Below are 24,105 nucleotides of genomic sequence, written 5' to 3' on the forward strand. Positions count from 1 at the left end.
AAGGGCGCCGACGGCGGAAGGTGCTGAAATGCATGACATGTTCACCATAGATGCCTAAGGTATTCTTATTGGGCTGTTCGACCGGCAGACCAAGGTGATGTGAGTGTATTCGGTTTCTGGGTGCATCGGGCGGGACGGGTTCACCTGCCTTCGACAATAAACGCTTTCTAGCCGCCAGACTGATAGGTGCGGCCAAGGATATTTGACTAAGTTAGGATCGGCCCATGCGCCAAACGGTCTCGAACAACGCCCGCAATGGCAAACCAGCGCGGCGGGTGCTTTTCTATAGCCACGACACCTTTGGATTGGGCCACTTACGGCGGTCGCGCGCACTGGCTGCCGCCTTGATGGACGGCGACGAAGATGCCTCGGCCATCATCCTGACCGGATCGCCCGTCGCGGGGCGTTTCACCTTTCCCAAAGGCGTCGACCACATCCGCCTTCCGGGCGTGACGAAGCTTGCCGACGGCAGCTATGTGGCGCAAACGCTTGGCCTTGATATCGACGAAGTCACCTCTCTGCGGGCCGGTCTGATCCGCACCGCGATCGAGGAATACACCCCCGATCTGCTGATCGTGGATAAAGAGCCGACGGGCTTTCGCGGGGAACTGCTGCCCAGCCTTGACTGGCTGCGCGAGAATGGCACCACCAAAGTCGTGCTGGGCCTGCGCGACGTGCTGGACGAACCCGAGGTGCTGGCCGCCGAATGGGAACGCAAGGGCGCGGTTGAAGCGACCGAGAAATATTATGACGAGATTTGGGTCTACGGCATGCGCGATGTCTATGACCCGACCAAGGGGCTGCCCCTGTCGCAGGCGGCCCACGATCGGATGCATTGGACCGGCTACCTGCGCCGCGAGGCCCCGGACGAAACGCCCCCCGCCGAAGAGCCCTATGTGCTGATTACCCCCGGCGGCGGCGGGGACGGTGCCGCGATGGTGTCGCTGGTGCTGGACGCCTACGAGCAAGACCCCGACCTGACGCCAAATGCCAAGCTGATCTACGGCCCCTTCCTGTCCGGCGACGTCCGCGACGCCTTTGACGCGCGGGTGGCCAAGCTGGACGGACGGGTGACCGCGCTTGGCTTTGATAGCCGGATCGAACAGCTTTATGTCGGGGCTGAGGGCGTGGTTTGCATGGGCGGCTACAACACTTTCTGCGAGGTGCTTTCTTTTGACAAACGCGCCGTCATCGTGCCGCGCACCGTGCCCCGGTTGGAACAATGGATCCGTGCCAGCCGCGCCGAAGAGCTTGGGCTCGTCCGCATGCTGGAAGAAACCCGTGATGGCATGACGCCGCAGGCGATGATCGCCGCAATCCGCAACCTGCCGCATCAGAACAAACCCTCGCAAGCCGGTGCAGACGGGCTGCTGGACGGGCTTGACGTGGTGGTTGAACGGGGCCGCGCCCTGATGGGCGGTGGCGCATGACCGACACCCCTGCCCCCCTCGCCCCCGCCCCCCTCGCCATTGTGGTCAAAGGCTGGCCGCGCCTGTCCGAGACCTTCATCGCACAAGAACTTGTCGCCCTTGAAGAAGCCGGCCTGCGGTTCGACATCTGGTCGCTGCGCCACCCGACCGATACGAAAACCCACCCGTTGCACGACCGGCTGCAAGCGCGCGTGCGCTATTTGCCGGAATACCTGCGCGACGATCCCGAACGTGTGGCCGCAGCACAAGAGGCCGCGAAAGCCATGCCCGGCTACGACGCGGCATGGGAGGTTTTCCAACAAGATCTTGCCCGCGATGACACCCCTAACCGCCGTCGCCGCTTTGGGCAGGCCTGCGTCATGGCACATGAGCTACCCGCCGAGACCCGCGGCATCTATGCGCATTTCCTGCACACCCCGTCCTCGGTCGCGCGCTATGCCGCGATCCTGCGGGGCCTACCGTGGAGCTTTTCTGCCCACGCCAAGGACATCTGGACCTCGCCCGAATGGGAGTTGCGCGAAAAGCTGGACCCCGCCAGCCACGGTGCCGCCTTTGGTGCCACCTGCACGGACTTTAACGCGCAACATCTGCGCAGTCTTACCACCGCCCCGGGCCGGATTGATCTGGTCTATCACGGGCTGGATCTGGCGCGTTTCCCCGAACCGCCAACCCGGGTCCAACGCGCCAAAAGCGATCCGTTCCAGATGATGTCTGTCGGGCGCATGGTCGAGAAGAAGGGCTTTGACAACCTGATCGACGCGTTGGCGCTGCTGCCGAATGAGTTTGACTGGCACTGGACCCATATCGGCGGCGGGGACCTGTCGGAACCGATGAAAGCACGCGCAGAAACGCACGGGATCAACGACCGGATCACTTGGCGCGGGGCCTGCGACCAGCCAGAGGTGATCGCGGCCATGCGCGCCGCCGATCTGTTCGTGCTGCCCTCGCGCATTGCCAAGGACGGTGACCGTGACGGGCTGCCCAATGTGCTGATGGAAGCGGCAAGCCAGAAGCTTCCGCTGCTCAGCACGCCCGTATCCGCCATCCCCGAGTTCATCACCAGCGGCACCACCGGCGTGCTAAGCGACGATGCCCCCGCCGCCCTTGCCGAGGCGATGCAGCGTTTTGCGGAGGATCCATCGCTTGGCCCTCGGCTGGCCGAAGCCGCCCACGACCGCCTGCATGCAGAGTTCACCATGGCCCCCGGCATTCGCCAGCTACACAAACGGCTGACGGCCATGCTGGCACAGGGCGGCTGATGCGGCTTGCGTTCTACGCTCCGTTAAAGTCGCCTGATCATCCGGTACCCTCGGGGGATCGGGCGATGGCGCGTGGGTTGATGACTGCCCTGCAGCGGGGGGGCGCGACCGTCACAGTCGCCAGCACCCTGCGTAGCCGCGACGGGGCGGGCGACAGCGCGGCGCAGGCCATGCTGTTCAATGCTGCCAAGACCGAAGTGACCCAAGCCATCGCCCGCGGTCGTACCGAATGCTGGCAGGCGTGGATCACCTATCATAACTATTACAAGGCCCCCGACCTGATCGGCCCCGCCGTTGCCCGCGCCCTTGGCATCCCCTATCTGCTGGTCGAATCCAGCCGCGCGCGCAAACGGCTGACAGGCCCGTGGGCCGGTTTCGCCCAAGCTGCCGAGGCCGCAAGCGACGCGGCGGATGTGATCTTTTACCTCACGCACCGCGATGCCGAAACGCTGCGCCGCGATCAGACCGCGGGGCAGCGGCTGGTGCATCTGCCGCCGTTTCTCGCACAGGACGCTTTGCCCCTGCCGTCCGCGCTGGATGGCCCGATGCTGGCTGTCGGTATGCTGCGCGACGGGGACAAACGCGCCTCGTATCAGATCATCGCGGAGACGCTGGCGCTGCTGCCAGCAGGCAGCTGGCGGTTGGATATCGCGGGTGACGGCCCCGCCCGCACCGAGATAGAGACGATGATGGCCCCCTTTGGCGACGCGGTTCGGTTTCTTGGGGAGCTTGATGCGACCGCCATGGCCGCCGCCTATCGCCATGCGTCGCTGCTGTTCTGGCCCGGGGTGAACGAAGCCTTTGGTCTCGCCTATCTGGAGGCGCAGGCCGCGGGCCTGCCCGTCGTGGCCCAAGACCGCCCCGGCGTGCGCGATGTGCTGGCCCCTGCCTCCTATCCCGCGCCGGAAAGCGGCACTGCCCCGCTTGTCGCACAGATCACAGCGCTGCTGTCGGATACAACCCTACGCCACACACGCGCCCAAGCCGCCCGCGATTTTGTCGCGCAACATCATCTGCTTCCCACTGCCACCGCGACCTTGCTGGCGGGGTTGGAAAGCTGCGGGGTGCGCCCGTGATCCGGCTTGCCCTGCTCCGCCACGGGCACACAAGCTGGAACCGTGCGGGCCGCATTCAAGGGCGCACGGATATCCCGCTGGATGATGACGCCCGCGCCGGTCTGGCGGCGCTGGCATTGTCCGCGCCTTGGGACCGTGCCGATCTTGTGTCGAGCCCCCTGTCTCGCGCCGCTGAAACCGCCCGACTGGTCGCAGACCGCGCGCCGAAAACCGCGCCCGCGCTGATGGAGATGGACTGGGGCAAGTGGGAAGGGCTGCACGGCGTAGAGCTTAAGGCAGACCCCACCAGCGGGTTCCGCGATATCGAGGATTGGGGCTGGGGCTACACCCCACCCGGCGGCGAAAGCCCCGACAGCCTGCGCGAACGGCTGATCCCTTGGGCCAACGGCTTGACGCGCGACACTGTCGCCGTCTGCCATATCGGCGTGATGCGTGTTTTGCTGGCCCATGCGACCGGCTGGGATTTCGCTGGCCCCGCCCCCTTTCAGATCAAGCGCAACCGCTTATATCTGCTGGATATTTCGCCCAAGGGCTGGACCGCCCACCCTGATCCCATCCGACTGGAGCCGCGCTTATGAAGGTCAGCATCGTCGTCACACATCTGCTGGGCACCGGCCATCTGGCCCGCGCCCTGACCCTTGGCCGCGCCTATGGGGCGGCAGGGCATGATGTGCAGGTCGTCTCGGGCGGGATGCCCGCACCGCAGTTGAACAGCGACGGCGTTGACGTGGTGCAACTGCCGCCGCTGCGCTCTGACGGTGTGGATTTCGCGCGGCTGCTGGATGAACATGGTGCGGTCGCCTCTGAAGCGTTGAAGGCCGCGCGGCGCGAGATGCTGGTCACCCACATCCAGACCCGCACCCCCGATCTGCTGATCACCGAACTGTTCCCCTTTGGGCGCCGCACCCTCAAGGCAGAGTTCATGGCCCTGCTTGACGCCGCAGATGCCCTGCCCACGCGCCCGCTGGTCTGCGCATCGGTACGCGATATCCTCGCACCGCCATCCAAACCCGCCAAGGCGCAGCTGGCCGATGATCTGGTTGCGCAGTATTACGATGCGGTGCTGGTCCATGCGGACGAGGCCGTGACGCCGCTCTCGCTCAGCTGGCCGGTGTCCGGCGCGATGCAGGGCAAGCTGCGCTATACCGGTTTCGTTGCACCGCCCCCCGCCAGCCCCCATCCCGACCGGCTTGGCGCGGGCGAGGTTATCGTCAGCGCCGGGGGCGGCGATGTAGGTGCGCATGTGTTCGACACCTGCCGCGCCGCGGCCGCGCGTGATGCGGGGCGGGACTGGCGCTTGCTGCTAGGGGGGCAGGATGCAGCCGCACGCAGCGCCGCGCTGATGCAGGATGCCCCCGCGAATGTGGTGATCGAACCGGCGCGCCCCGAATTCCGCCAGATGCTGTATCACGCCGCCGCCTCTGTCTCTTTGTGCGGCTACAATACCGCGCTGGATGTGCTGCAAAGCGGGGTGCGCGCGCTGTTTGTCCCCTTTGACGCCGGCAACGAGGTGGAACAAGGGCTGCGCGCCGATGCGCTGTCCGCGCTACCGGGGATCGAAGTGCTGCGCAGCGCCGATCTGACACCGGACAAGTTGCTATCCGCCTTGGCAACTCTGCACGCCGCCCCGACCCGGCCTGCGCTGACAGACGGGTTTGACGGGGCCGCGAGGACGGTCACCCTGACCGAGGCGATGCGAAAGGGCACGCGATGACCGTGGATTGGACCGCTCTTGACGCCGAGCTTGCAATATGGCGCACAGAGGGATTGCACCTGCCGATCTGGTGGCGCGATGATGATGCCATCGCCCCAACCGCCGCGCTGGATCGCCTTGCCGCACTGGCGGAGGATCTGTCCCTGCCCGTGCATATCGCCGTGATCCCTAAACATGCAGAACCCGCGCTTGCCGCCTATAGCAAGGACCGTCCCCTGATCCGCCCGCTGGTGCATGGCTGGCAGCATATCAGCCACGCGCCCGACGGGGCGAAAAAGGCAGAGTTCGGGCACCCGCGCCCGGACGCGGCCCACGAGCTGGCCCAAGCGCTGAACCGGATGCAACAGCTTTTCGGCGACGACCTGCTGCCGATCTTTGTGCCGCCGTGGAACCGGTTGGACGATGGGTTGCTGCCGGTGCTGGCAGACGCAGGCTATGTCGGGGTGTCGACCTATCTGCCGCGGGATAACCGGATTGCCGCCCCGGGGCTGGTGCAGATCAACACCCATATCGACCCGATTTTCTGGCGCGGCACCCGCAGCCTTGTGCCACCGGACACGCTGATTGCGGATATCACCAAACTGCTGCAGGACCGCCGCAAAGGGCTGACGGACCCGCAGGAACCCTTGGGATTTCTGACCCACCACCTGGTGCATGACGAAGATATCTGGGGGTTCACCCACGCTTGTCTGGCGCGGCTGCTGGACGGTGGGGCGGTGTCTGCACAGATGCCAGAGCTGCCCTGACCTTTGGTGTCATTCCAACGAAAAGGGGCGCATGAAGCGCCCCCTTAAATTATCGTCTTAGCTGTCCATCTTCAAGGCAGAGATAAATGCCTCTTGCGGGATGTCGACCTTGCCGAACTGGCGCATTTTCTTCTTACCCGCCTTCTGTTTATCCAACAGCTTGCGTTTCCGCGAGGCGTCGCCGCCGTAGCATTTCGCGGTCACATCCTTGCGCATTGCCGATAGGGTTTCGCGCGCGATCACCTTGCCGCCGATGGCCGCCTGAATAGGGATCTTGAACATGTGACGCGGGATCAGATCCTTAAGCTTTTCAACCATGGCACGGCCGCGCATTTCGGCGCGGTCGCGGTGCACCATAGTGCTCAGCGCATCGACAGGTTCGTCGTTAACCAGAATAGACATCTTGACCAGCGCATCCTGACGGTAGCCGATCATCTGATAGTCGAACGAGGCATAGCCCTTGGTCACCGACTTCAACCGGTCATAGAAGTCGAAAACCACTTCGTTCAGCGGCAGATCATAGACAACCATCGCGCGGCTGCCCGCATAGGTCAGGTCCATCTGGATGCCGCGGCGGTCCTGGCACAGCTTGAGCACGTCACCAAGATATTCATCCGGTACAAGGATGGTCGCCTTGATGCGTGGTTCTTCGATGTGGTCCACGAAGGTCAGGTCGGGCATGTCGGCGGGGTTGTGCAACTGCTCGACCGTGCCGTCTTTCATGTGGATGTCATAGATAACCGACGGCGCGGTGGTGATCAGGTCGATGTCATACTCGCGCTCGATCCGGTCACGAATGACTTCAAGGTGCAGCAGGCCAAGGAAGCCGCAGCGGAAACCGAAACCCAGGGCGGCGGATGTTTCCATCTCGAAGCTGAAAGACGCGTCGTTCAGCGCCAGCTTTTCGATACTGTCGCGCAAGTCTTCGAACTCGGCGGCGTCCACTGGGAACAGACCACAGAACACCACGGGCTGCGCTGGCTTAAAGCCCGGCAGCGGGGTTTCGGTGCCCTTTTTCTCATGCGTGATTGTATCCCCGACCCGTGTGTCGCGGACCTGTTTGATCGATGCGGTCAGAAACCCGATCTCGCCGGGGTTGAGGCTGTCGATCTCGGTCATGGCGGGGCGGAAAACGCCGATACGGTCAACATGGTGCACCGACCCGTTCTGCATCATGCGGATACGGTCGCCTTTTTTCAGCTGACCATCCATGATCCGCACCAGAACGATGACGCCCAGATAGCTGTCGTACCATGAATCGACCAGCATCGCCTTCAACGGCGCGTCCTGCGTGCCCTTTGGTGCGGGCAGCTTATGCACGATGGCTTCAAGCGTTTCGACAATGCCCTGACCTGTCTTGGCTGAAACACGGATCGCTTCGGAAGCATCGATCCCGATCACATCCTCGATCTGTTCCGCCACGCGGTCGCAGTCGGACGCAGGCAGGTCGATCTTGTTGAGAACCGGCACGATCTCGTGATCCGCATCAATCGCGTGATACACGTTGGCGAGCGTCTGCGCCTCTACGCCTTGGGTGCTGTCCACGACCAGCAGCGATCCTTCGACCGCGCGCATGGAGCGAGAGACCTCGTAGGCAAAGTCGACGTGCCCGGGGGTGTCGATCAGGTTGAGGATATATTCCTCGCCGTTCTGGGCGGTGTAGTTGATCCGCACCGTCTGGGCCTTGATCGTGATCCCGCGCTCGCGCTCGATATCCATCGAGTCGAGCATCTGCGCTTTCATATCGCGCAGGGAAACGGTGTTCGTCTCTTGGATCAGGCGATCGGCGAGCGTGGATTTACCATGATCGATGTGCGCGACGATGGAGAAATTGCGGATATGTGAAAGTGGTGTCATGAGGCAAGGATATGGTGCGGATTCAAGCGCTGGTCAATGGGCTGGATCGCCTGTTCCCCTTGATCCTTAGGGCATTTGACGCGCGTCGGCGGATTTACCTGCATTCTGATCGCAAACGTCAAAGGGGGGATGCGATTTTTTCGCGGTCACCTGCCATGCAGAAACCGCATACCGCCGCCAACGCCAATATATCAAGGCGCTTGGCAGTACTGCGCGGTACCGCCCCCTTTAGCAATGTTGCAACACCGGCATTTCGTATGGCTGCCTTATGGTTTTATCCCGCGGGCGGCGGCGTTAGATCGGCCTTCTCAAATGGTCTGCACTCTTGCAGATCGGGCGAATAAGGAATTTTGAGATGAAGATGAAACACTCGCTTGGCACAGTGACCGTTGCAGCCCTTGGTCTGGCGTCGCTTCCCGCGCTGGCACAGGCCCAAGAAGGCCCCGTCTGGGACGTTTACGGCCAACTGAACTTTGGCGTTCTGAGCGTTGACGATGGTGAAGACACAAACACCACGTTTATCGACAACGACAACTCCAACAGCCGTGTTGGTCTGACCATGACCCAAGCGCTGCAAAACGGGTCCGAACTGCGTCTGACCTTCGAAGCAGGCCTTGGCCTGACCGGGTCCTCCGCCATCAATGGCGACGACGACAGCCTGGATTTCGACTACCACCGCACCGAACTGCGCAAACTGGACCTGACATACCGCACGCCAAACGCGGGTATCTTCTCGTTTGGTCAAGGCAGCACATCGACAGATGGCTCGGCCGAAGCTGACTTCTCGGGCACCGGTGTTGCCGCCTATGTGGGCATCAGCGACATCGCGGGCAGCCAGCAACTGCGTTTCGCGGATGGCACGCTGTCGAGCGTTACAATCGGGGGCACCAACAGCTCTTTCGACGGTAGCCGCCGTTTCCGCGTGCGCTATGACACACCTGTGTTCAACGGCTTCTCCGCATCGGTTTCCTACGGTCAGGAAGTCCTGAGCTCGGGCGATGACAACGACTACACCGATGTCGGCACACGCTACGTTCAAGACTACGGCGACTATTCGGTCGACGCGCGCTTGGGCTATTCGTTCCGCGACACCAGCAACGATCTGGTCATGGGCTCCGCCGCTGTTCTGCACCAACCTACCGGTCTGAACCTCGCGGTTTCCGCAGGTCGCCGCGTTGCGGGTGACGCAGACTACGCCTACATCAAAGCGGGCATCACCCGTGATTACATCGCAGCGGGTTCGACATCCTTCTCCGTTGATTACTACGACGGGAACGACTTTGTTGTCGCAGGGTCCAGCACCTCTTCCGTGGGTGTCGCCGTTGTTCAGCGCCTCGACGCGTACAACACCGAGCTTTACGCAACACACCGCACCTATGACTTCGACGATCCGTCGGCATCCTATCAGGATCTGGACGTGACCTTCGTTGGTGCGCGCTGGAAGTTCTAAGCAACACACGCCTTTGCCCGACCTGTTCGGGCAAAGGCATTTCCGTTTTGCGCCCCCAATCGTGAATTGCTCAATCTGCAGTTTTCCGGCATAAATGCCAGCAGCAGTTAGGGCAGCCTCGGGATCAACCCGGCGTCCGAGAGATGAGGCAAAACGATGGTACGACTTTTCACGATGATCTGTGTTGTTGGCACGCTGGCCGCTTGCGGCGGACCGCGCGGCTATAACCCCAGCGGCGGCTTTGGCCGGGGCGCTGTCTTGTTCGCCACCGGGCCGATCCACAACGCCTGCATGAAATCGGGGCGCAAACAGGCGAGCGCGGCGCGCTGCGGCTGTATCCAGGCCGTTGCCGACAAAGAGCTTTCTTCGTCAGAACAGCGCCGTGGCGTACGCGTTTTCTCGGACCCTCACAGCCTGCAAGAGGCGCGCCAGTCCGACCGCAAAAGCGACAATGATTTCTGGGCTGTATGGAAAGCCTATGGCCAGACAGCATCGACCCTGTGCAGCGCCACCTAAGACCGTGAAACCGGCGGCAGGGGCACGCCCCTGCCCTAGATCTGTGGCCGCGAGGGCGGGCCGAAACGGTCAATCAGACGGTCTTTGATCTGATCACGGGCGGCGCGGTATTGCGCGATCTTGGCATCGCGCGTTTCCCCCAGCCCTGTCGGGTCGAGGATCGGCCAATATTCCACAGTCAGATGATAGAACCGCGTCAGTTCCAGCGCGCGGCGTTGGCTGGCGGGGCTCAGCGCGATGATCAGATCGAAAGAGCTTAGATCATCGCCCCAATTCTCCATCTCGTCGAAACTGCGAGACCGGTGGCGGGATAGTTCCACGTCCAGCTCTTGGCACACCGCGATAGAGAAACCATCGATTTCCAGATCGTTCATCACGCCGACGGATTGCACATAGGTGCCCGTGCCGTAGAACTTTTTCATCAACCCTTCGGCCATAGGCGACCGCACCGCGTTGTGATCGCAGCAAAACAGCACCGATTGGGGCAGTTTCTGGGTCATCTAGCCGCCGTAGTGCAGAACGCAGATGAGGGTGAACAGGCGGCGGGCCGTATCTGTATCGATCTCGGCCTTGCCTTCAAGCCGCTCTTGCAACACCCGAGACCCTTCGTTGTGGATCCCGCGCCGTGCCATATCGATGGTCTCGATCTGCGAGGGGGCGGATTTCTTGACCGCCTCGAAATAGGATTCGCAAATCTGGAAATAGTCTTTGACAACCTGCCGGAACGGCCCCAGCGACAGATGGAATTCCGCCGCCTTTTCAGCGCTTTCGGTGTTCACATCAAACACCAGCCGTTTATCACGGATCGACAGGCCCAGATGGTACGGCCCTTGTGGCACCGGGCGATCATCGCGCGACGGCAGGGTAAAAACGTTGTCCTCCAGCAAATCAAACATGGCGACCTTGCGCTCTTGCTCTATCTCGGGCGTGGGCGGGGGCAGGTTCGCGTCGTCAAGCGCGATATGCGTGATCCGGGACATGGGGACGTCTCATTTAGTGTCTATCCCGCCGACCTTAGACCGGGCGGCGGGGTTCTACAATTGACATCGGCGGGCCGGTCAAAGGGCCGTTGCGTCAGTCGTTCAGTTTGCGCAGCCGTGCGGTGACCGACAGACCGTGCGCCTCAAGGCTTTCGGATCGCGCCAGTCGTTCAGCCGACGGGCCGATCGCGCGCAGCGCGTCCGGCGTCATCCGTGCCAGTGTCGTGCGCTTCATAAAGTCCAGCACAGACAGCCCGCTGGAAAACCGTGCAGAGCGTGCCGTGGGCAGCACGTGGTTCGGCCCGCCCACGTAATCGCCAATCGCCTCGGGCGTCCATTGGCCAAGGAAGATCGCCCCGGCGTGGGTGATCTGCGCGCTCAGCGCATCCACATCCGCGACGCAAAGTTCAAGGTGCTCAGGCGCGATACGGTTGCTCAGCTTGGCGGCTGTGGCCAGATCCGGCACGGTAATGATCGCCCCGTTCTCGCGCCAGCTGGTGCCCGCAATCGCGCGCCGTTCCAGCGTTTCCAGTCGGGCATCCACAGCATCCGACACCGCGCGGCCAAACGCCTTGTCCGTGGTGATCAGGATCGACTGGGCGCTTTCGTCGTGCTCGGCCTGGCTGAGCAGATCAAGGGCGATCCAGTCAGCATCGTTGTCCCCATCCGCGATCACCAGAATTTCGGACGGGCCCGCGATCATGTCGATGCCCACCTTGCCAAACACCCGCCGTTTCGCGGCAGCGACATAGGCATTGCCGGGGCCGGTGATCTTGTCGACGGGGGGGATCGTGTCGGTGCCATAGGCCAGCGCCGCCACCGCCTGCGCCCCACCGATGCGGTAAATCTCATCGACGCCCGCCAGCCGCGCAGCCAGCAACACCAGCGGGTTCAGCACCCCGTCCGGCGTGGGCACGACCATCGCAAGCCGCTCAACCCCCGCGACCTTGGCCGGGATCGCGTTCATCAAGACAGAGGAAGGATAGCTTGCCAGACCACCGGGCACGTAAAGCCCTGCGGCGGATACCGCGCTCCACCGCCAGCCAAGCGTGGCACCGGCGTCGTCCTGCCACTGTGCATCCTCGGGCAGTTGCCGTTCGTGATAGGCACGGATACGCGCCGCAGCGAGTTCAAGCGCTGTGCGATCCGCGTCCGAGACTTCGGCAACCGCGGTGTCGACTTCAGCCGCGGTGATGCGCAGGGTGTCGGGGGTCAGCGCGATGCGGTCGAACTTCTGGGTTAGCTCGATCACAGCGGCATCGCCTTTGGACCGCACCTGGGAGATGATCTCGGCCACTGTGTCGTCCACATCGGGGCTGTCTTCACGTTTGGCAGAAAGCAGCGCGGTGAACGCCTGTTCGAAATCGGGCTGATCGAAGTCTAGGAATTGGGGCATCGGATGTCCTTTGCAACGTGCAATGGGCTTTGAAGGGATGCCACGCGGGCGACCCGCACGGCAAAGAATGTGGAAGAACGCTTAGGCCGGATGTTCCGGCAGCTTGCGCGACGGGGCCACATAGGGGCGCGTCACATCCTTCAAGGTCACATCCAGCGCTTCGACCGTCAGCCGGATCACACCGTCCCCCGCGAGGGTCAGCAGCACGTCGCCCGAGGGCGCATCGGTTTCGGTAAATTCGATCTGCAACAGCGACAGGATGGTATCCGCATCCCCCTTGTTCACGCCCTGGCTGGACACGCGCTGCACGTTGCTGAACATCAAGATTGTTTGCACGCGTTCCGGGGCGTGGCGCGATTTGCCCGCGTCTTCCCACCGCACGCGGTTCAGCAGCAGGGCAAAGCGCCCTTCTTTTTGCAGCCAGCGCATCTCCGACCCCGGAAACACAGCATCCTGCGCCAGCGAGGAGATCACCTTGAGGTCATCGGCATCCAGCGCGCCGAGGTTCAGCGGGGCTTCGCGCCCGTCTTCGAAACGTGCATCTTCGGTCATTGGTCTTTGATCCGTTCAATATTTGCGCCCACGCCGCGCAGTTTCGCCACCACATGTTCGTACCCGCGATCCAGATGGTAGACACGGCTGACGCGCGTTTCGCCTTCGGCGGCCATACCGGCAAGGATCAGGGAAATCGACGCGCGCAGATCGGTCGCCATCACCGGCGCACCTTTCAGCTTTTTGACGCCGTGCACCGTCGCGGTGCCGCCGTGGACCTCGATATCGGCCCCCATGCGGATCAGCTCGGGCGCGTGCATAAAGCGGTTCTCGAAGATTTTCTCTTCCAGCACCGAGGTACCGTCTGCCGTACACAGCAGCGCCATCATCTGGGCTTGCAGGTCGGTGGGGAAACCGGGGAAAGGTTCAGTCGTGACATTCACCGCGTTGATCACGCCATTGCGCCGCGCGACTTTCAGACCTTTGTCCGTCTCGGTCACGTCGATCCCTGCCGCGTCAAGCTTTTCGCAGAAAGCCGACAGCAGGTCGATGCGCCCGCCCAGCAATTCAACCTCGCCACCACACATCGCAGGGGCGAGCATATAGGTGCCCAGTTCGATCCGGTCGGTCACAACACGGTGAGTCGCCCCATGCAGACGGTCCACGCCCTGAATCTCGATCCGGCTGGTGCCGTCGCCTTCGATCTGCGCGCCCATAGCACGCAAACAATCCGCGAGATCCACGATCTCGGGCTCGCGCGCGGCGTTGTTGATCACCGTCGTGCCCTTGGCCAAGGTCGCAGCCATCATAATGTTCTCGGTCGCGCCGACAGAGGCAAAGGGGAAGTCGATGACCGCACCTTTCAAGGCCCCGCCTTGCGCCTTGGCGTGCAGATAACCGTCACGCAAGTCGATCTCTGCGCCCATCAGGGCCAGACCATCGGTGTGAATATCCATCGGACGCGCACCAATCGCGCAGCCGCCCGGCAGTGATACCTGCGCGTGCCCTTCGCGGGCCAGCAGCGGCCCCAGCACAAGGTTCGACGCGCGCATCTTGCGCACGATGTCATATTCGGCGCGTGTGTTGATCTCGCCATGACACGACATCGCCAGAACCTGACCGTCCTGCATCGATGTCACCTCTGCCCCCAGGGACCGCAGCAATTCGGTCATGGTGCGGATGTCGGACAGGCGCGGCGCGTTGGTCAGCGTCAGCGGCTCTTCGGACAGCAGGGTCGCTGGCATAAGCGTCAGACAGGCGTTCTTGGCCCCCGCAATCGGAATTTGTCCCGACAGCGCACCGCCGCCTTTGACCACAATCGAATCCATCCTTCAGCCTTCCTTGGTTTGGCCGGTCGGCCCGTTATCTGTCTGCGCGTTATTATTTTGCGTGTCGTCGCTTTGGCTTTTGTCGCTGCGCGCACGCGCTTGCGCCTTGCGTCGGCCCATATTGGCTTTCAGCGCGGCTTTCAGCCTGTCTTCCCGCAATGCATTGGGTTTTGGCGGCTTTTGTGGGGCGGTATCCTTTGACATGTCGATTGTCTAGCGCAGCGGACCGATATGGTCCAGATTACGCTTGCACCATATTGCGAATGGGTCTAATCACCCGCCCACAGTGCTGGAGTAGCTCAGTGGTAGAGCGCGTCATTGGTAATGACGAGGTCGGGAGTTCAATCCTCCCCTTCAGCACCAGATCCCCCCTTTAAACATATCGCTTTGCCCTGATGCCTTATTTATCTGGCGTTGCGGTTTTGGCATGTGCCATGGATGCGCCTGAAGTCGTCGCAGCGCACCCTGCCCCGAAACATCCCGAATCACGATGGCATAAGAAAACCCCGACCGCTTGCGCCGCCGGGGTTTTGATTTTCACGTGAAGCAATTTAGCCGCGATATGTCAGACCGGCAAACAGACGGCCCTGATCGCGGTGGCGGCCCCCGTGGACCGACCCTGCGACAGATGCCACACCGGCAATCAGCGACGCGGCGGCCAGCACAAAGGCGGTCAGGATACCGGCGTTACGCGCGGTTTGCGCAGCCTCAACCGCTGCTTCTTTCGCCTCTGCTGCGGCCTGTTCAGCCTCGGCCTTGGCAGCGGCTACAGCGTCTTCGACTTCCTGACGTGCTTCCTGCGCTTGGGTCACGATCTGGTCCACACGCTCTTTCGCCTGAGCCTGGGTCAGATCGGTGCGTGCGGCAACAGCGCCGGCAAGATAGGTCCGGTCTTCCTCGCTCACCTCACCCGTGCGGTAGATATTGGCAACGATGCTGGCGGTCTGCTCTGCCAGTTGCTCGGGATCGGCTGTCAACGGGTCGACCTGATTGGGGCGCAAAAGCTGGTTCGACAGGTAATCTGTCGGATCATTCTTGGCCTCATCCGGGATTGCAGCACCCGCCGCATCGGCCAGCCCGGAGGCAGCACCTCCCACGGCAGAGCCCGCAGCTTCGACGACCGTACCAGCCGCTTTGCCTGCACCCGCTGCGACGTTGCCCGCGGTATTGGCTGCAAAGCTCAGCGCGCTTGATAGCATCACGGCGGTGATCACAGACCCGAGGCCCCAAACAACCAGACCGTTGATCCCGTCACGAGCAGTGACTTCATCATCCGTAGCGCTTTCGACGCGGCGGCGCATGCGGCCCGCGATATAACCACCGGCCAGATAGGAGGCGACCAGCGTGATCACCATCCACAGCGCGGTCAGCACCAGTTCAAGCGTCGATGAATTGTCGGTTCCGTCCAGCGTGATCGACGACAGGCCAAGTGCCGCGCCGAAGGTGGTCAGCAAGAGGCCGATCGCCACAGCGACAACAGTGCCCGCGAAAATTGCGGGCCAGTCGACATAGGATCCATCGGCAGTTTTTTCAGTAAGTGTCGTGTTCATGTAAATGCCTCCCCGGCGTTTGATTACGCCAAGCCGACCAGCGACAGCACCGCCATAACCACGACCACAAGACCAACGAGATAAATGATACCGCCCATTTTGAATACTTCCTCTTTGCGTGCCAGACGCGGGATGCACTGGCTTCACAAAGGCAACGTCAGGGAACCGGCATAGTTCCGCTGACCGCGCAAAATACCCGCATTGCGGGAGATGACAACGTGAGCGGGACGGGCAGTGACTAAGGGTCGCCCTGCCACGTACCATCAAAGATCATCTCGTCCACGGGGAGCCGTTTGCTCCAGCCTTTCACCTCAAGTTCGGGCGTCTGGTAAAGCTCGTCCACGTGGCCCAGACAGAGGTAACCGACGATCTCTATCCGGTCGGGGATATTCAGCAGGTCACGCAGATCGGCATCGCGGAACACGCTGACCCAGCCCATCCCGATGCCCTCGGCGCGGGCGGCAAGCCAGAGGTTCTGGATCGCGCAGACGGTGCTGTAAAGATCCATGCTTTGATTATGGGTGCGCCCCAGCACGACCTTACCGCCACGGCTGCGGTCACAGGTCACGCAGATATTGACCGGTGCCTTGCGGATGCCTTCGAGCTTCAGCGACCTGTAGGTTGTCTGGCGGTCGCCCTCGAACATCTGGGCGGCTTCCTCGTTGGCGCGGTTGAAGGCTTGCCAGACCTGATCGCGTGCGGCCTGATCGCGGATGACGATGAAATTCCACGGCTGTGACAACCCGACTGACGGTGCGTGATGCGCGGCGGTCAGTATGCGGTGCAACACATCCTCGGCCAGTGGATCGGGCAAAAACTGATCGCGTACATCGCGGCGGGTAAAGATCGCCTTGTAGACGGCGTCGCGTTCAGCATCTGAAAAAGGCGCGGCGGGTGCCAGCGCAGAGGGTATCGGCATTGTTCAGTCCCCAACAATACGTTTAAGCGCCAATCCCGCTGTCCATGCGGGGCAAGCTGTACTGTCTGGCCGGTCTTCTGACTTAGGGTCGTCTGGTCCGCGCGCCTTCCCGGAATAGTCCAGTGGCCTATGCGCAAACCATCCCCATTACAGCGTTGGGCACGTGCCGGAGTTTCACCAGCTTCCCGATTCTTCCGCGAGGCGGACACCAGACCCGGCCATTGGGCCACGGCTGTCCGCCCGGAACAAGCCCTAACGCGGGGATCAGCCGCGTTTGGTTGCGAAAATCTTCTTCATTACGGCGTCGAACTCGTTCCACGAGATGACGGCCTTGTTGCCCGCATAGCCGTGATAATAGGACCGCCCGTTAGAGGTCGGGAAACCGGCCCAGATACGTGCGAGGTTTTCCATAAAGCGGTGGCGGCTGATCTTACCCTTCTTGAAGGAGTTAAACCCCGCATCGACCAAAAGGATATCGGCCAGCCCGTCCTGAACCGCCGAGGTAAAGCGGTCATTCTTGCTCAGGCCCGCCTGTCGCACCAGACTGCGCAGCGTGGATGGAATGAACTGGTATCGACCGATGGCATGCGGTTGGCCCGGCGTGCGGTCGATCCAGCGGTAGATCTCGCCGATGGTCATTTGCGTCGGACGCTGTGGCGGCAGCCGTTTGGCTCCGTATTGCACGGCGTCATAGCCCTTTGGGCCCGCCTCGGCCCAAGCGATGAGGCTTTTGAGGTCCGCGGCCGTGCTGACCCCGCTGAGCTCTTGGAAAGACCGGCTGCGGCTGCTCACGGTTTTGGACCGGACCTGCGCTTTGGGCTGGATCTTGTGGCGCAGCTTGATCTGACCCTGCCCTGCGGATTGCATGACGTTGAACGAGATGTCGCTTTGCATGGCAGAGCGCGCACCGGACAGGCTGAACCCTTCGGCGCTGACAGTGGTAGCGGCCAGAAGTGCCGCGGTTGCGATAATTGGTAGTGTGCAAGTAACTTTCATATCATCCCCCATGATGAAAAAATTTGTCATGGGACCATGGTGACCGCAGACGCCCGCGCTTTCATTTGCGCAAGCAGGTGGGTCGGGGCCATGGACGGATAGGCCGGCATATCTTTTGGGATAGGGCGCTATCCCGCGGTGCGGTTGCCCCCTCCGTTCAGACGGGCGTGGGCAGTGTGGCACGCGGAACCGCCCCGGTGTTTCACCCGAATCCAAAGAGGGGATTCGCGGTAAACCACGGAAAAAACGCATAGCCCGCGACCCGCAAACGGGGCGTCAAGCCCGCATCCGGGGGCTAAGCCATGATATTCATTTACTTAATTCCCGCGCAGCGGTGGTCGTTTTGTCGGAGTTGCGCTATGATTAGTCGCAAATACATAAAATGGAGAGCATCTAATGACAGATGAAACGTCGCCGGGTATCCCGACACCCGACGGGGCCGCTGCCGTAATCGACACGGATTACGAGATCGGCCAAGACAACAAAGAAGGCAGCGTGGGGCCCTTCGGCTTCGACATTCACAACCCGGTCTTCGCGATCTCGGGTGTGTGTATTGTTGCCTTTGTATTCTATACACTCGCGCTGCCCGAACAGTCTGGCGCGCTGTTCACATGGCTGTTCTCGTCGGTGACAAAGGGCTTTGACTGGTTCTTTATCTCTGCCGGCAACATCTTTGTGCTGTTCTGCCTGTTCCTGATCGTCACGCCTTTGGGCCGTGTGCGTCTTGGCGGGGCCGAAGCAAGCCCCGACTACACCTACCTTGGATGGTTCTCGATGCTGTTCGCGGCGGGCATGGGCATCGGTCTGATGTTCTATGGCGTCTCTGAACCGCTATCGCATTTCTCGAGCTCCATGGGTGGCACTGCTGTTGGCGAAGACGGCCTGCGCACCGATTGGGCACCTTTGGGCGCGGCTGCGGGCGATCAGGCCGAAGCGGTTCGTCTGGGTATGGCGGCCACGATCTACCACTGGGGCCTGCACCCTTGGGCGATCTATGCCGTTGTTGGTCTGGCGCTGGCGCTGTTCAGCTATAACAAGGGTCTTCCCCTGACCATCCGCTCTGCCTTTTACCCGATCTTGGGGGAACGCGTCTGGGGTTGGCCCGGTCACGTGATCGACATTCTCGCCGTATTTGCAACGCTCTTTGGTCTGGCGACATCGCTTGGTCTGGGTGCCACGCAAGCCAACGCGGGCTTGAACGAGCTCTTTGGTGTGGCGGTTGGCCCGACAACACAGGTTCTGCTGATCACCGGCATCACCGCGATTGCGACCGTGTCCGTGCTGCGCGGCCTTGATGGCGGCGTCAAAGTCCTGTCAGAGATCAACATGGGTCTGGCGTTTTTGCTGTTGGCCTTCGTGCTGTTGGTCGGACCGACGCTGGCGATCCTGTCGACCTTCAGGTCATCCCTGCTGGCCTATGTGGAATATCTGCCCGGTCTGTCCAATCCGATCGGCCGTGAAGACGTGAACTTTATGCAAGGCTGGACCTCCTTCTACTGGGCATGGTGGATCAGCTGGTCCCCTTTCGTCGGCATGTTCATCGCCCGCGTCAGCCGTGGCCGTTCGGTCCGCGAGTTCCTGACCTGCGTTCTGCTGATCCCGAGCCTCGTTTGCGTTCTGTGGATGAGCGTCTTTGGTGGCATGGCAATCGATCAGGTGATCAGCGACGGCTACACAGCCGCGCAAGAAGCCGAGCTGCCACGCCAGCTGTTCGCCATGCTGGATGCGCTGCCGCTTGCCGGGATCACATCGCTGATCGGGATCGTATTGGTCATCGTGTTCTTCGTGACCTCGTCTGACTCCGGCTCGCTGGTGATCGATACGATCACGGCAGGCGGCAAGGTCGATGCACCTGCACCACAGCGCGTGTTCTGGTGTATTTTCGAAGGTGCCGTAGCGATTGTGCTGCTGCTGTCTGCAGGCGGGCTCAAGTCGCTTCAGTCGATGGTTATCTCTACCGGATTGCCCTTTACTGTGGTGCTGCTGTTCCTGTGCTACGCAATCTTCCGCGGCCTGCGCGCCGAGATGAAGACGCAATAACGCAACCCTTACCGACGTTTGTGCTTTGCCGGTCAAAGCACCTGATACCCCCCGCCGCCCCGTGCTGCGGGGGGTATTCTTTTGCACGACACAGACAAACAAAAATGCGCCCAAAGTATTCCGACTAAAACTGTCGGATTGACATACCCTATAATTTCAATCAGGTTTATGGAAACGTCTAGCCACCCCGCCCGTGACCACGGGGACGCCCGACACATATGATGTGAGGAGTCCCACGATGAGACCATTCCCCAGAACGCAAACTGCCGTTCACCGTCAGGACCAAGCCGCAGGGCTGCCTGATGATCGGTGCCGCGTGCAACGTTCCTTTTCCATGACCATTGATAGAGCAGCCCTATGACATTTCACGCCCCCCCAAAGACCCAAGCCCCGATGAACGCGCTGCCGACCTACTCTGCCCGCGACCTGACCGAAGGCGGAGATCTGGCCCAAATCGTGCTGGATACCCAGACCTACACCTTGCGAATCACACGCGCTGGCAAATTGATCCTGACCAAATGAATGACGCACATCAGCACCCCGGCGGTGCCCCGGTAGGGTTCATCACAGAGCTGGACAGCCTTCAGGCCGCGTCGGTCATCTATTTGCGGATGTGGTGTGACGGGCCTGACGCACAGGAAAAAGTCAGCAGCGATTTTGCCAGCGTCCTCGGCCATACCAACGGGAGCAAGGCGCTCGCTACGTTTGAACAGCTATGCTCGCTTTGTGCACGGTTCGGGCGGCGGCCTTTGATGCGCCATTCGGTCACGTGCAAATGTCTGGGATCGGACGAATCCTGCTTTGCGAACTTCATCGCGACAGCCACGGACGGACAGCGCGAAGACGCGATGCTGATCGCGACCCTGCTGGTACGCGCCGATATGGCCCCGCTGGTGGCATCGCTTGCCGCGGATTTCGGGCTTGCGCTTAAACGGATGCGCCTGAGCGCACCAAGCGAGGTCGCGCAAATGGAAGCAGCACCGACGCTTCATTAACGGGCGCTTCGCGCGCCCGATTGACGCCTTATGTGCAACGCTACAACCCCTTGAAATTTTTGTAAGGTTGCCGAAGTTTAATACTTGATTGTTTTTATCAGCCTTAGTAACCCGCCCGTGAATAGGTAGCCAATCGTCCAGACCAGCCCCCTAAAAACAGCCCGAATGGGCAATGACGAGGGCGATATGACTCAGACGAAAACACCACACAGCTTGCGTGGCCACACGGCCAGCCGCAGCATCGGCATGATGACGGCCGCCGCCATCGGCGCGACGTCTCCTGCAGCACTTTATGCGCAATCCAGCGACGAGCCGCTGCTGCTTCCCGGGATCGAGGTAGAAACCTCAGAGCCGCAGGCTGCCAAGCCCAAACCACAACCCGCCAAGAAACGCGCCGCGGCGACCCCTGCCCCCCGCGCGACACCGGCACCCGCCCCTGCACCCGTCGTGGCCGAGGCCCCCGTTGCTGCCGCCCCCGCCGCGCCCGTCGCTGGCGAGAACGGTCTGTCGCCCTACGCCAACCCCGAAGCCGGATATCAGGCCGTTCAATCGGGCAACTCGCTGCTGACGCAACCGCTGGTCGATACACCGCGCACGGTTACCGCCGTCACCCAGGAAGTGCTGCGCGACAAGAACGCGACATCGGTGCGTGAGCTCGCCCGCACCACCCCCGGCATCACATTGGGCACTGGCGAAGGCGGCAACGCATTCGGCGACGTTCTGTTCATCCGCGGCTTCCGGTCCTCCAACGACGTCTTCATCGACGGCGTGCGTGATTCCGGTGTCGCCGTGCGCGAAACATTCATGGCCGAACAGGTCGAGATCACCAAAGGCCCGTCTGGCTCCATCGGTGGCCGCTCGACCACCGGCGGCGCGGTCAATCTGGTGACCAAAAAGGCGCAGGATACGGACTTTGTCAAAACCACCACGACCTTTGGCACCGCCGATCTGGCGCGTCAGGAAGTCGACTGGAACAAGGTCTGGAACGACCGCTTCAAGACCCGCATCGGTGCCGTCGCCCAAGTCAGCGACGTTGCCGGCCGCGACGGGAGCAAAGACGACCGTCTGGGTCTGTCCATCGCTGCCGAATACGAAGCGACCGACCGTCTGACACTGGATTTCGAAGCCTACCAGCTGCAGATGAAACAGATGCCAGACTGGGGTGTGCCATGGGATGGCACCAACGGCGTACCCTTCACCGAATCCGCTGCAGGCCGTCCAACGCTGGACCGTGACACATTCTACGGCAACCCAGACCGCGATTTCCACGATGCGACACAAAGCGTTGCCACCTTCGGCGCGACCTTTGAAATCACACCGGGCATGACATTCACCAACCGCTCCCGTCTCAGCCGGACCGAGAACGACTATATCGTGTCGGCACCTGAACGCCCTGACACCTCGGATGCCGATCCGCAGAACTGGACGCTGACGGCCTCCCCCAAAAGCCGGTATCAGGTCAACGAAGTGGCGTCGAACACCAGCGAGCTTTCCTTTGGTTTCAACACCGGGTCGGCGCGCCATGACATGATCGCGGGCTTCGCGCTGTCGCGTGAAGAGATCAGCCAGCGCGGCTATGTCGGCCTATCCTCCGAAGTGGGGGGCGGCACTGCTGAAGACCGTCTCGAAGGGTGCTCCGTCGCGATCTACAACCCCGATGTCAGCGGCTGTTCCACAGCGACACCTGTCCGCAGCGCCGATGCGACGCTGACCGATGTTACCACACGGTCGCTGTATCTGAACGACACGATCACCTTCAATCCGCAGTGGCAGCTGAACCTGGGTGCCCGTCTGGATGACTACAGCGTCAGCCGGACCACCACGCAAGCCGGTGCCGATACGCTGTCGCGCGATGACACCATGTTCAACTGGAATGCCGGTGTTGTGTGGAAACCCCGCGACAACGGGTCGATCTACCTGTCCTATGCCACCTCAACCAATCCTGTCGGGGATGAACTGGACGCAGGCGGCGGCAGCTACAACGGGATCGATTCCTCGAACCTGCTGCTGGAGCCCGAAGAAAACACCGCGATTGAACTGGGCACCAAATGGCAGTTCGGCAATCTGACCGCCACCGCTGCGCTGTTCCAGACCACCAAGGACAATGCCCGTGAAAGCACAGGCGGCCGCGGCGCACCTGTTGTGACCACCGCGACCGGCGAATACCGCGTGCGCGGGATCGAACTGGGCTTTGGCGGTAACATCACCGAAAAGCTGAGCCTGTTCGGCGGTGCGACCCTGATGGACAGCGAAGTGCTGAAAAGCAGCAACCCCGACAACGTTGGCGAAGAGTTCGCGAATATCGCGCACGAACAGTTCAACGTACTGGCCCGTTACGACTATAACGACCAGTGGAGCTTTGGCGGCCAAGCCACATGGCGCGGCAGCGTTCAGGGCGGCACATTCGCGGCGACCAACGGCAACGAGCTGCCCAGCTACTGGCGCTTTGACCTGATGGCGGATTACCACATCACGGATGATGCCTCGGTCAACTTCCGCATCGATAACGTGCTGGACGAAACCTACTATGACGCGCTGTACCGCTCCGGCACGCCGTTCGTCTATGTGGCACCGGGTCGCTCTGCGTCCATCTCTGTCAGCATGAAGTTCTAAACCACACACCAAGGCTGGCGGCGCAGACCCGCGCCGCCAGCCGATCCCCTCGAAAGGATACACCATGTTGCTTTGCGTCGAAAATATCCTGTCACCGCAGGAAGTTGCCCATATCCGATCTGTGATCGACACGGCCCAATGGGACGACGGCCGCAACACCGCCGGCGCGCAATCGGCGCAAACCAAGCGCAATCAGCAAATTCCCCTCGACAGCCCCGTTCTGCCTGATTTGCAGACGCTGGTGCTCCAGCGGTTGATGGGCAACCCCACGTGGGTTTCCGCTGCCCTCCCGCTGCATGTCCTGCCCCCGATGTTCAACCGCTACGAAGAGGCAGAGACCTTTGGCGTGCATGTCGACAACGCCATCCGCGTAAACCCGCAAACCGGCCAGCGGCTGCGGACCGACCTGTCGTGCACGCTGTTCCTGAATGACCCCGACGACTATGACGGTGGCGAGCTGGTCATCGAAGACAACTACGGCACCCAGTCGGTCAAACTGCCGGCGGGGCACTGCGTGCTTTATCCGTCAACCTCGCTGCATCAGGTCACGCCTGTCACCCGTGGTGCGCGTGTTGCGTCCTTCTTCTGGGTGCAGTCGATGATCCGCGACGGCGGCCAGCGCGAGATTCTCTTCGATCTGGATCAATCCATCCAAGAGCTGTCGGCCAGCGCGGGTCTGAACGACCCGACCGCTGTGCGCCTGACCGGCATCTACCACAACCTCATCCGACAATGGGCAGAGACCTGA

The 24,105-nt window shown here is 61.7% G+C and carries 23 protein-coding genes, 1 tRNA gene and 1 riboswitch; of the genes, 14 read left to right on the forward strand and 10 right to left on the reverse strand.

The features are described 5' to 3' along the window. Positions 1 to 224: 224 nt before the first annotated feature. From IV89_RS13205 to IV89_RS13230, 6 genes are read left to right on the forward strand one after another with little or no spacing between them, the layout of a single operon-like run. A complete protein-coding gene (locus IV89_RS13205) occupies positions 225 to 1,430 on the forward strand; it encodes a glycosyltransferase (RefSeq protein ID WP_037943554.1) in 1,206 nt (401 codons plus the stop codon). Continuing rightward, positions 1,427 to 2,689: a glycosyltransferase family 4 protein gene (locus tag IV89_RS13210; protein WP_037943552.1), complete on the forward strand. Its 1,263-nt coding sequence runs from the start codon at positions 1,427 to 1,429 to the stop codon at positions 2,687 to 2,689. Before IV89_RS13205 ends, IV89_RS13210 begins: the two co-directional genes overlap by 4 nt. Then, positions 2,689 to 3,765, forward strand: coding sequence for a glycosyltransferase (locus IV89_RS13215; RefSeq protein WP_340271115.1), 1,077 nt, complete (start codon positions 2,689 to 2,691; stop codon positions 3,763 to 3,765). Before IV89_RS13210 ends, IV89_RS13215 begins: the two co-directional genes overlap by 1 nt. Then, positions 3,762 to 4,343, forward strand: coding sequence for a histidine phosphatase family protein (locus IV89_RS13220; RefSeq protein WP_037943549.1), 582 nt, complete (start codon positions 3,762 to 3,764; stop codon positions 4,341 to 4,343). Before IV89_RS13215 ends, IV89_RS13220 begins: the two co-directional genes overlap by 4 nt. Next, positions 4,340 to 5,479 carry a glycosyltransferase gene (locus tag IV89_RS13225; protein WP_037943547.1) on the forward strand — a complete coding sequence of 380 codons (1,140 nt, stop codon included), beginning with the start codon at positions 4,340 to 4,342 and terminating at the stop codon, positions 5,477 to 5,479. The genes IV89_RS13220 and IV89_RS13225 overlap by 4 nt, the downstream gene beginning before the upstream one ends. Further along, positions 5,476 to 6,225, forward strand: a complete 750-nt coding sequence (locus IV89_RS13230) for a polysaccharide deacetylase family protein (RefSeq protein WP_037943542.1) — start codon at positions 5,476 to 5,478, stop codon at positions 6,223 to 6,225. Before IV89_RS13225 ends, IV89_RS13230 begins: the two co-directional genes overlap by 4 nt. A 57-nt stretch (positions 6,226 to 6,282) precedes the next feature. Here the strand turns inward: IV89_RS13230 and lepA are convergent, their stop codons facing one another. Beyond that, a complete protein-coding gene (lepA, locus tag IV89_RS13235) occupies positions 6,283 to 8,082 on the reverse strand; it encodes a translation elongation factor 4 (RefSeq protein ID WP_005851903.1) in 1,800 nt (599 codons plus the stop codon). Between the two features lie 355 nt (positions 8,083 to 8,437). Here lepA and IV89_RS13240 point away from each other — a divergent pair, with 355 nt between their 5' ends. Beyond that, positions 8,438 to 9,532 carry a porin gene (locus IV89_RS13240; RefSeq protein ID WP_037943540.1) on the forward strand — a complete coding sequence of 365 codons (1,095 nt, stop codon included), beginning with the start codon at positions 8,438 to 8,440 and terminating at the stop codon, positions 9,530 to 9,532. A gap of 156 nt (positions 9,533 to 9,688) precedes the next feature. Continuing rightward, positions 9,689 to 10,048 (forward strand): hypothetical protein, encoded by a 360-nt coding sequence (locus tag IV89_RS13245; protein ID WP_107277672.1) that lies wholly within the window; start codon positions 9,689 to 9,691, stop codon positions 10,046 to 10,048. A 35-nt stretch (positions 10,049 to 10,083) separates the two neighbouring features. On the opposite strand, the gene IV89_RS13250 is transcribed toward IV89_RS13245, so the two are convergent. The 6 genes from IV89_RS13250 to IV89_RS13275 form a co-directional block, all read right to left on the reverse strand. Further along, a complete protein-coding gene (locus IV89_RS13250) occupies positions 10,084 to 10,548 on the reverse strand; it encodes a low molecular weight phosphatase family protein (protein ID WP_005851897.1) in 465 nt (154 codons plus the stop codon). Next, the gene (locus IV89_RS13255) at positions 10,549 to 11,028 is read right to left on the reverse strand and encodes a UPF0262 family protein (RefSeq protein ID WP_009826222.1); all 480 of its coding nucleotides are present in this window, start codon (positions 11,026 to 11,028) and stop codon (positions 10,549 to 10,551) included. Positions 11,029 to 11,122: 94 nt separating this feature from the next. Further along, positions 11,123 to 12,424: a histidinol dehydrogenase gene (gene hisD, locus IV89_RS13260; protein WP_037943537.1), complete on the reverse strand. Its 1,302-nt coding sequence runs from the start codon at positions 12,422 to 12,424 to the stop codon at positions 11,123 to 11,125. Positions 12,425 to 12,505: 81 nt separating this feature from the next. Continuing rightward, a complete protein-coding gene (locus IV89_RS13265) occupies positions 12,506 to 12,976 on the reverse strand; it encodes a DUF2948 family protein (protein ID WP_005851890.1) in 471 nt (156 codons plus the stop codon). Then, the gene (gene murA / locus IV89_RS13270; protein ID WP_037943535.1) at positions 12,973 to 14,244 is read right to left on the reverse strand and encodes a UDP-N-acetylglucosamine 1-carboxyvinyltransferase; all 1,272 of its coding nucleotides are present in this window, start codon (positions 14,242 to 14,244) and stop codon (positions 12,973 to 12,975) included. The genes IV89_RS13265 and murA overlap by 4 nt, the downstream gene beginning before the upstream one ends. Before the next feature lie 3 nt (positions 14,245 to 14,247). Further along, the gene (locus tag IV89_RS13275; RefSeq protein WP_037943532.1) at positions 14,248 to 14,448 is read right to left on the reverse strand and encodes a hypothetical protein; all 201 of its coding nucleotides are present in this window, start codon (positions 14,446 to 14,448) and stop codon (positions 14,248 to 14,250) included. An 84-nt stretch (positions 14,449 to 14,532) separates the two neighbouring features. Between IV89_RS13275 and IV89_RS13280 the strand changes: the two genes are divergently transcribed. Continuing rightward, positions 14,533 to 14,607, forward strand: a tRNA-Thr gene (locus IV89_RS13280). 188 nt (positions 14,608 to 14,795) lie between these two features. Here IV89_RS13280 and IV89_RS13285 read toward each other — a convergent pair. From IV89_RS13285 to IV89_RS13295, 3 genes are all read right to left on the reverse strand, one after another. After that, positions 14,796 to 15,794 (reverse strand): hypothetical protein, encoded by a 999-nt coding sequence (locus IV89_RS13285; RefSeq protein WP_005851883.1) that lies wholly within the window; start codon positions 15,792 to 15,794, stop codon positions 14,796 to 14,798. 238 nt (positions 15,795 to 16,032) lie between these two features. Continuing rightward, entirely contained in the window at positions 16,033 to 16,713 is a 681-nt protein-coding gene (bluB, locus tag IV89_RS13290) for a 5,6-dimethylbenzimidazole synthase (RefSeq protein WP_037943530.1), read from the reverse strand. Between the two features lie 49 nt (positions 16,714 to 16,762). Next, positions 16,763 to 16,941, reverse strand: a riboswitch (cobalamin riboswitch). A 36-nt stretch (positions 16,942 to 16,977) separates the two neighbouring features. Further along, positions 16,978 to 17,739: a hypothetical protein gene (locus tag IV89_RS13295; RefSeq protein WP_037943526.1), complete on the reverse strand. Its 762-nt coding sequence runs from the start codon at positions 17,737 to 17,739 to the stop codon at positions 16,978 to 16,980. A gap of 366 nt (positions 17,740 to 18,105) precedes the next feature. Between IV89_RS13295 and IV89_RS13300 the strand changes: the two genes are divergently transcribed. From IV89_RS13300 to IV89_RS13320, 5 genes are all read left to right on the forward strand, one after another. Then, positions 18,106 to 19,749 (forward strand): BCCT family transporter, encoded by a 1,644-nt coding sequence (locus tag IV89_RS13300; protein WP_037943525.1) that lies wholly within the window; start codon positions 18,106 to 18,108, stop codon positions 19,747 to 19,749. Positions 19,750 to 20,106: 357 nt separating this feature from the next. Continuing rightward, positions 20,107 to 20,271 carry a hemin uptake protein HemP gene (locus tag IV89_RS13305; protein ID WP_009826214.1) on the forward strand — a complete coding sequence of 55 codons (165 nt, stop codon included), beginning with the start codon at positions 20,107 to 20,109 and terminating at the stop codon, positions 20,269 to 20,271. Further along, positions 20,268 to 20,744, forward strand: coding sequence for a hypothetical protein (locus IV89_RS13310; RefSeq protein WP_005851872.1), 477 nt, complete (start codon positions 20,268 to 20,270; stop codon positions 20,742 to 20,744). The genes IV89_RS13305 and IV89_RS13310 overlap by 4 nt, the downstream gene beginning before the upstream one ends. A gap of 186 nt (positions 20,745 to 20,930) precedes the next feature. Beyond that, positions 20,931 to 23,357: a TonB-dependent siderophore receptor gene (locus IV89_RS13315; protein ID WP_235183753.1), complete on the forward strand. Its 2,427-nt coding sequence runs from the start codon at positions 20,931 to 20,933 to the stop codon at positions 23,355 to 23,357. A gap of 64 nt (positions 23,358 to 23,421) precedes the next feature. Then, positions 23,422 to 24,105, forward strand: coding sequence for a Fe2+-dependent dioxygenase (locus tag IV89_RS13320; protein ID WP_037943522.1), 684 nt, complete (start codon positions 23,422 to 23,424; stop codon positions 24,103 to 24,105).

Origin of the sequence: Sulfitobacter sp. CB2047 (assembly GCF_000735125.2) — a bacterium.
Lineage (GTDB): Bacteria > Pseudomonadota > Alphaproteobacteria > Rhodobacterales > Rhodobacteraceae > Sulfitobacter > Sulfitobacter pontiacus.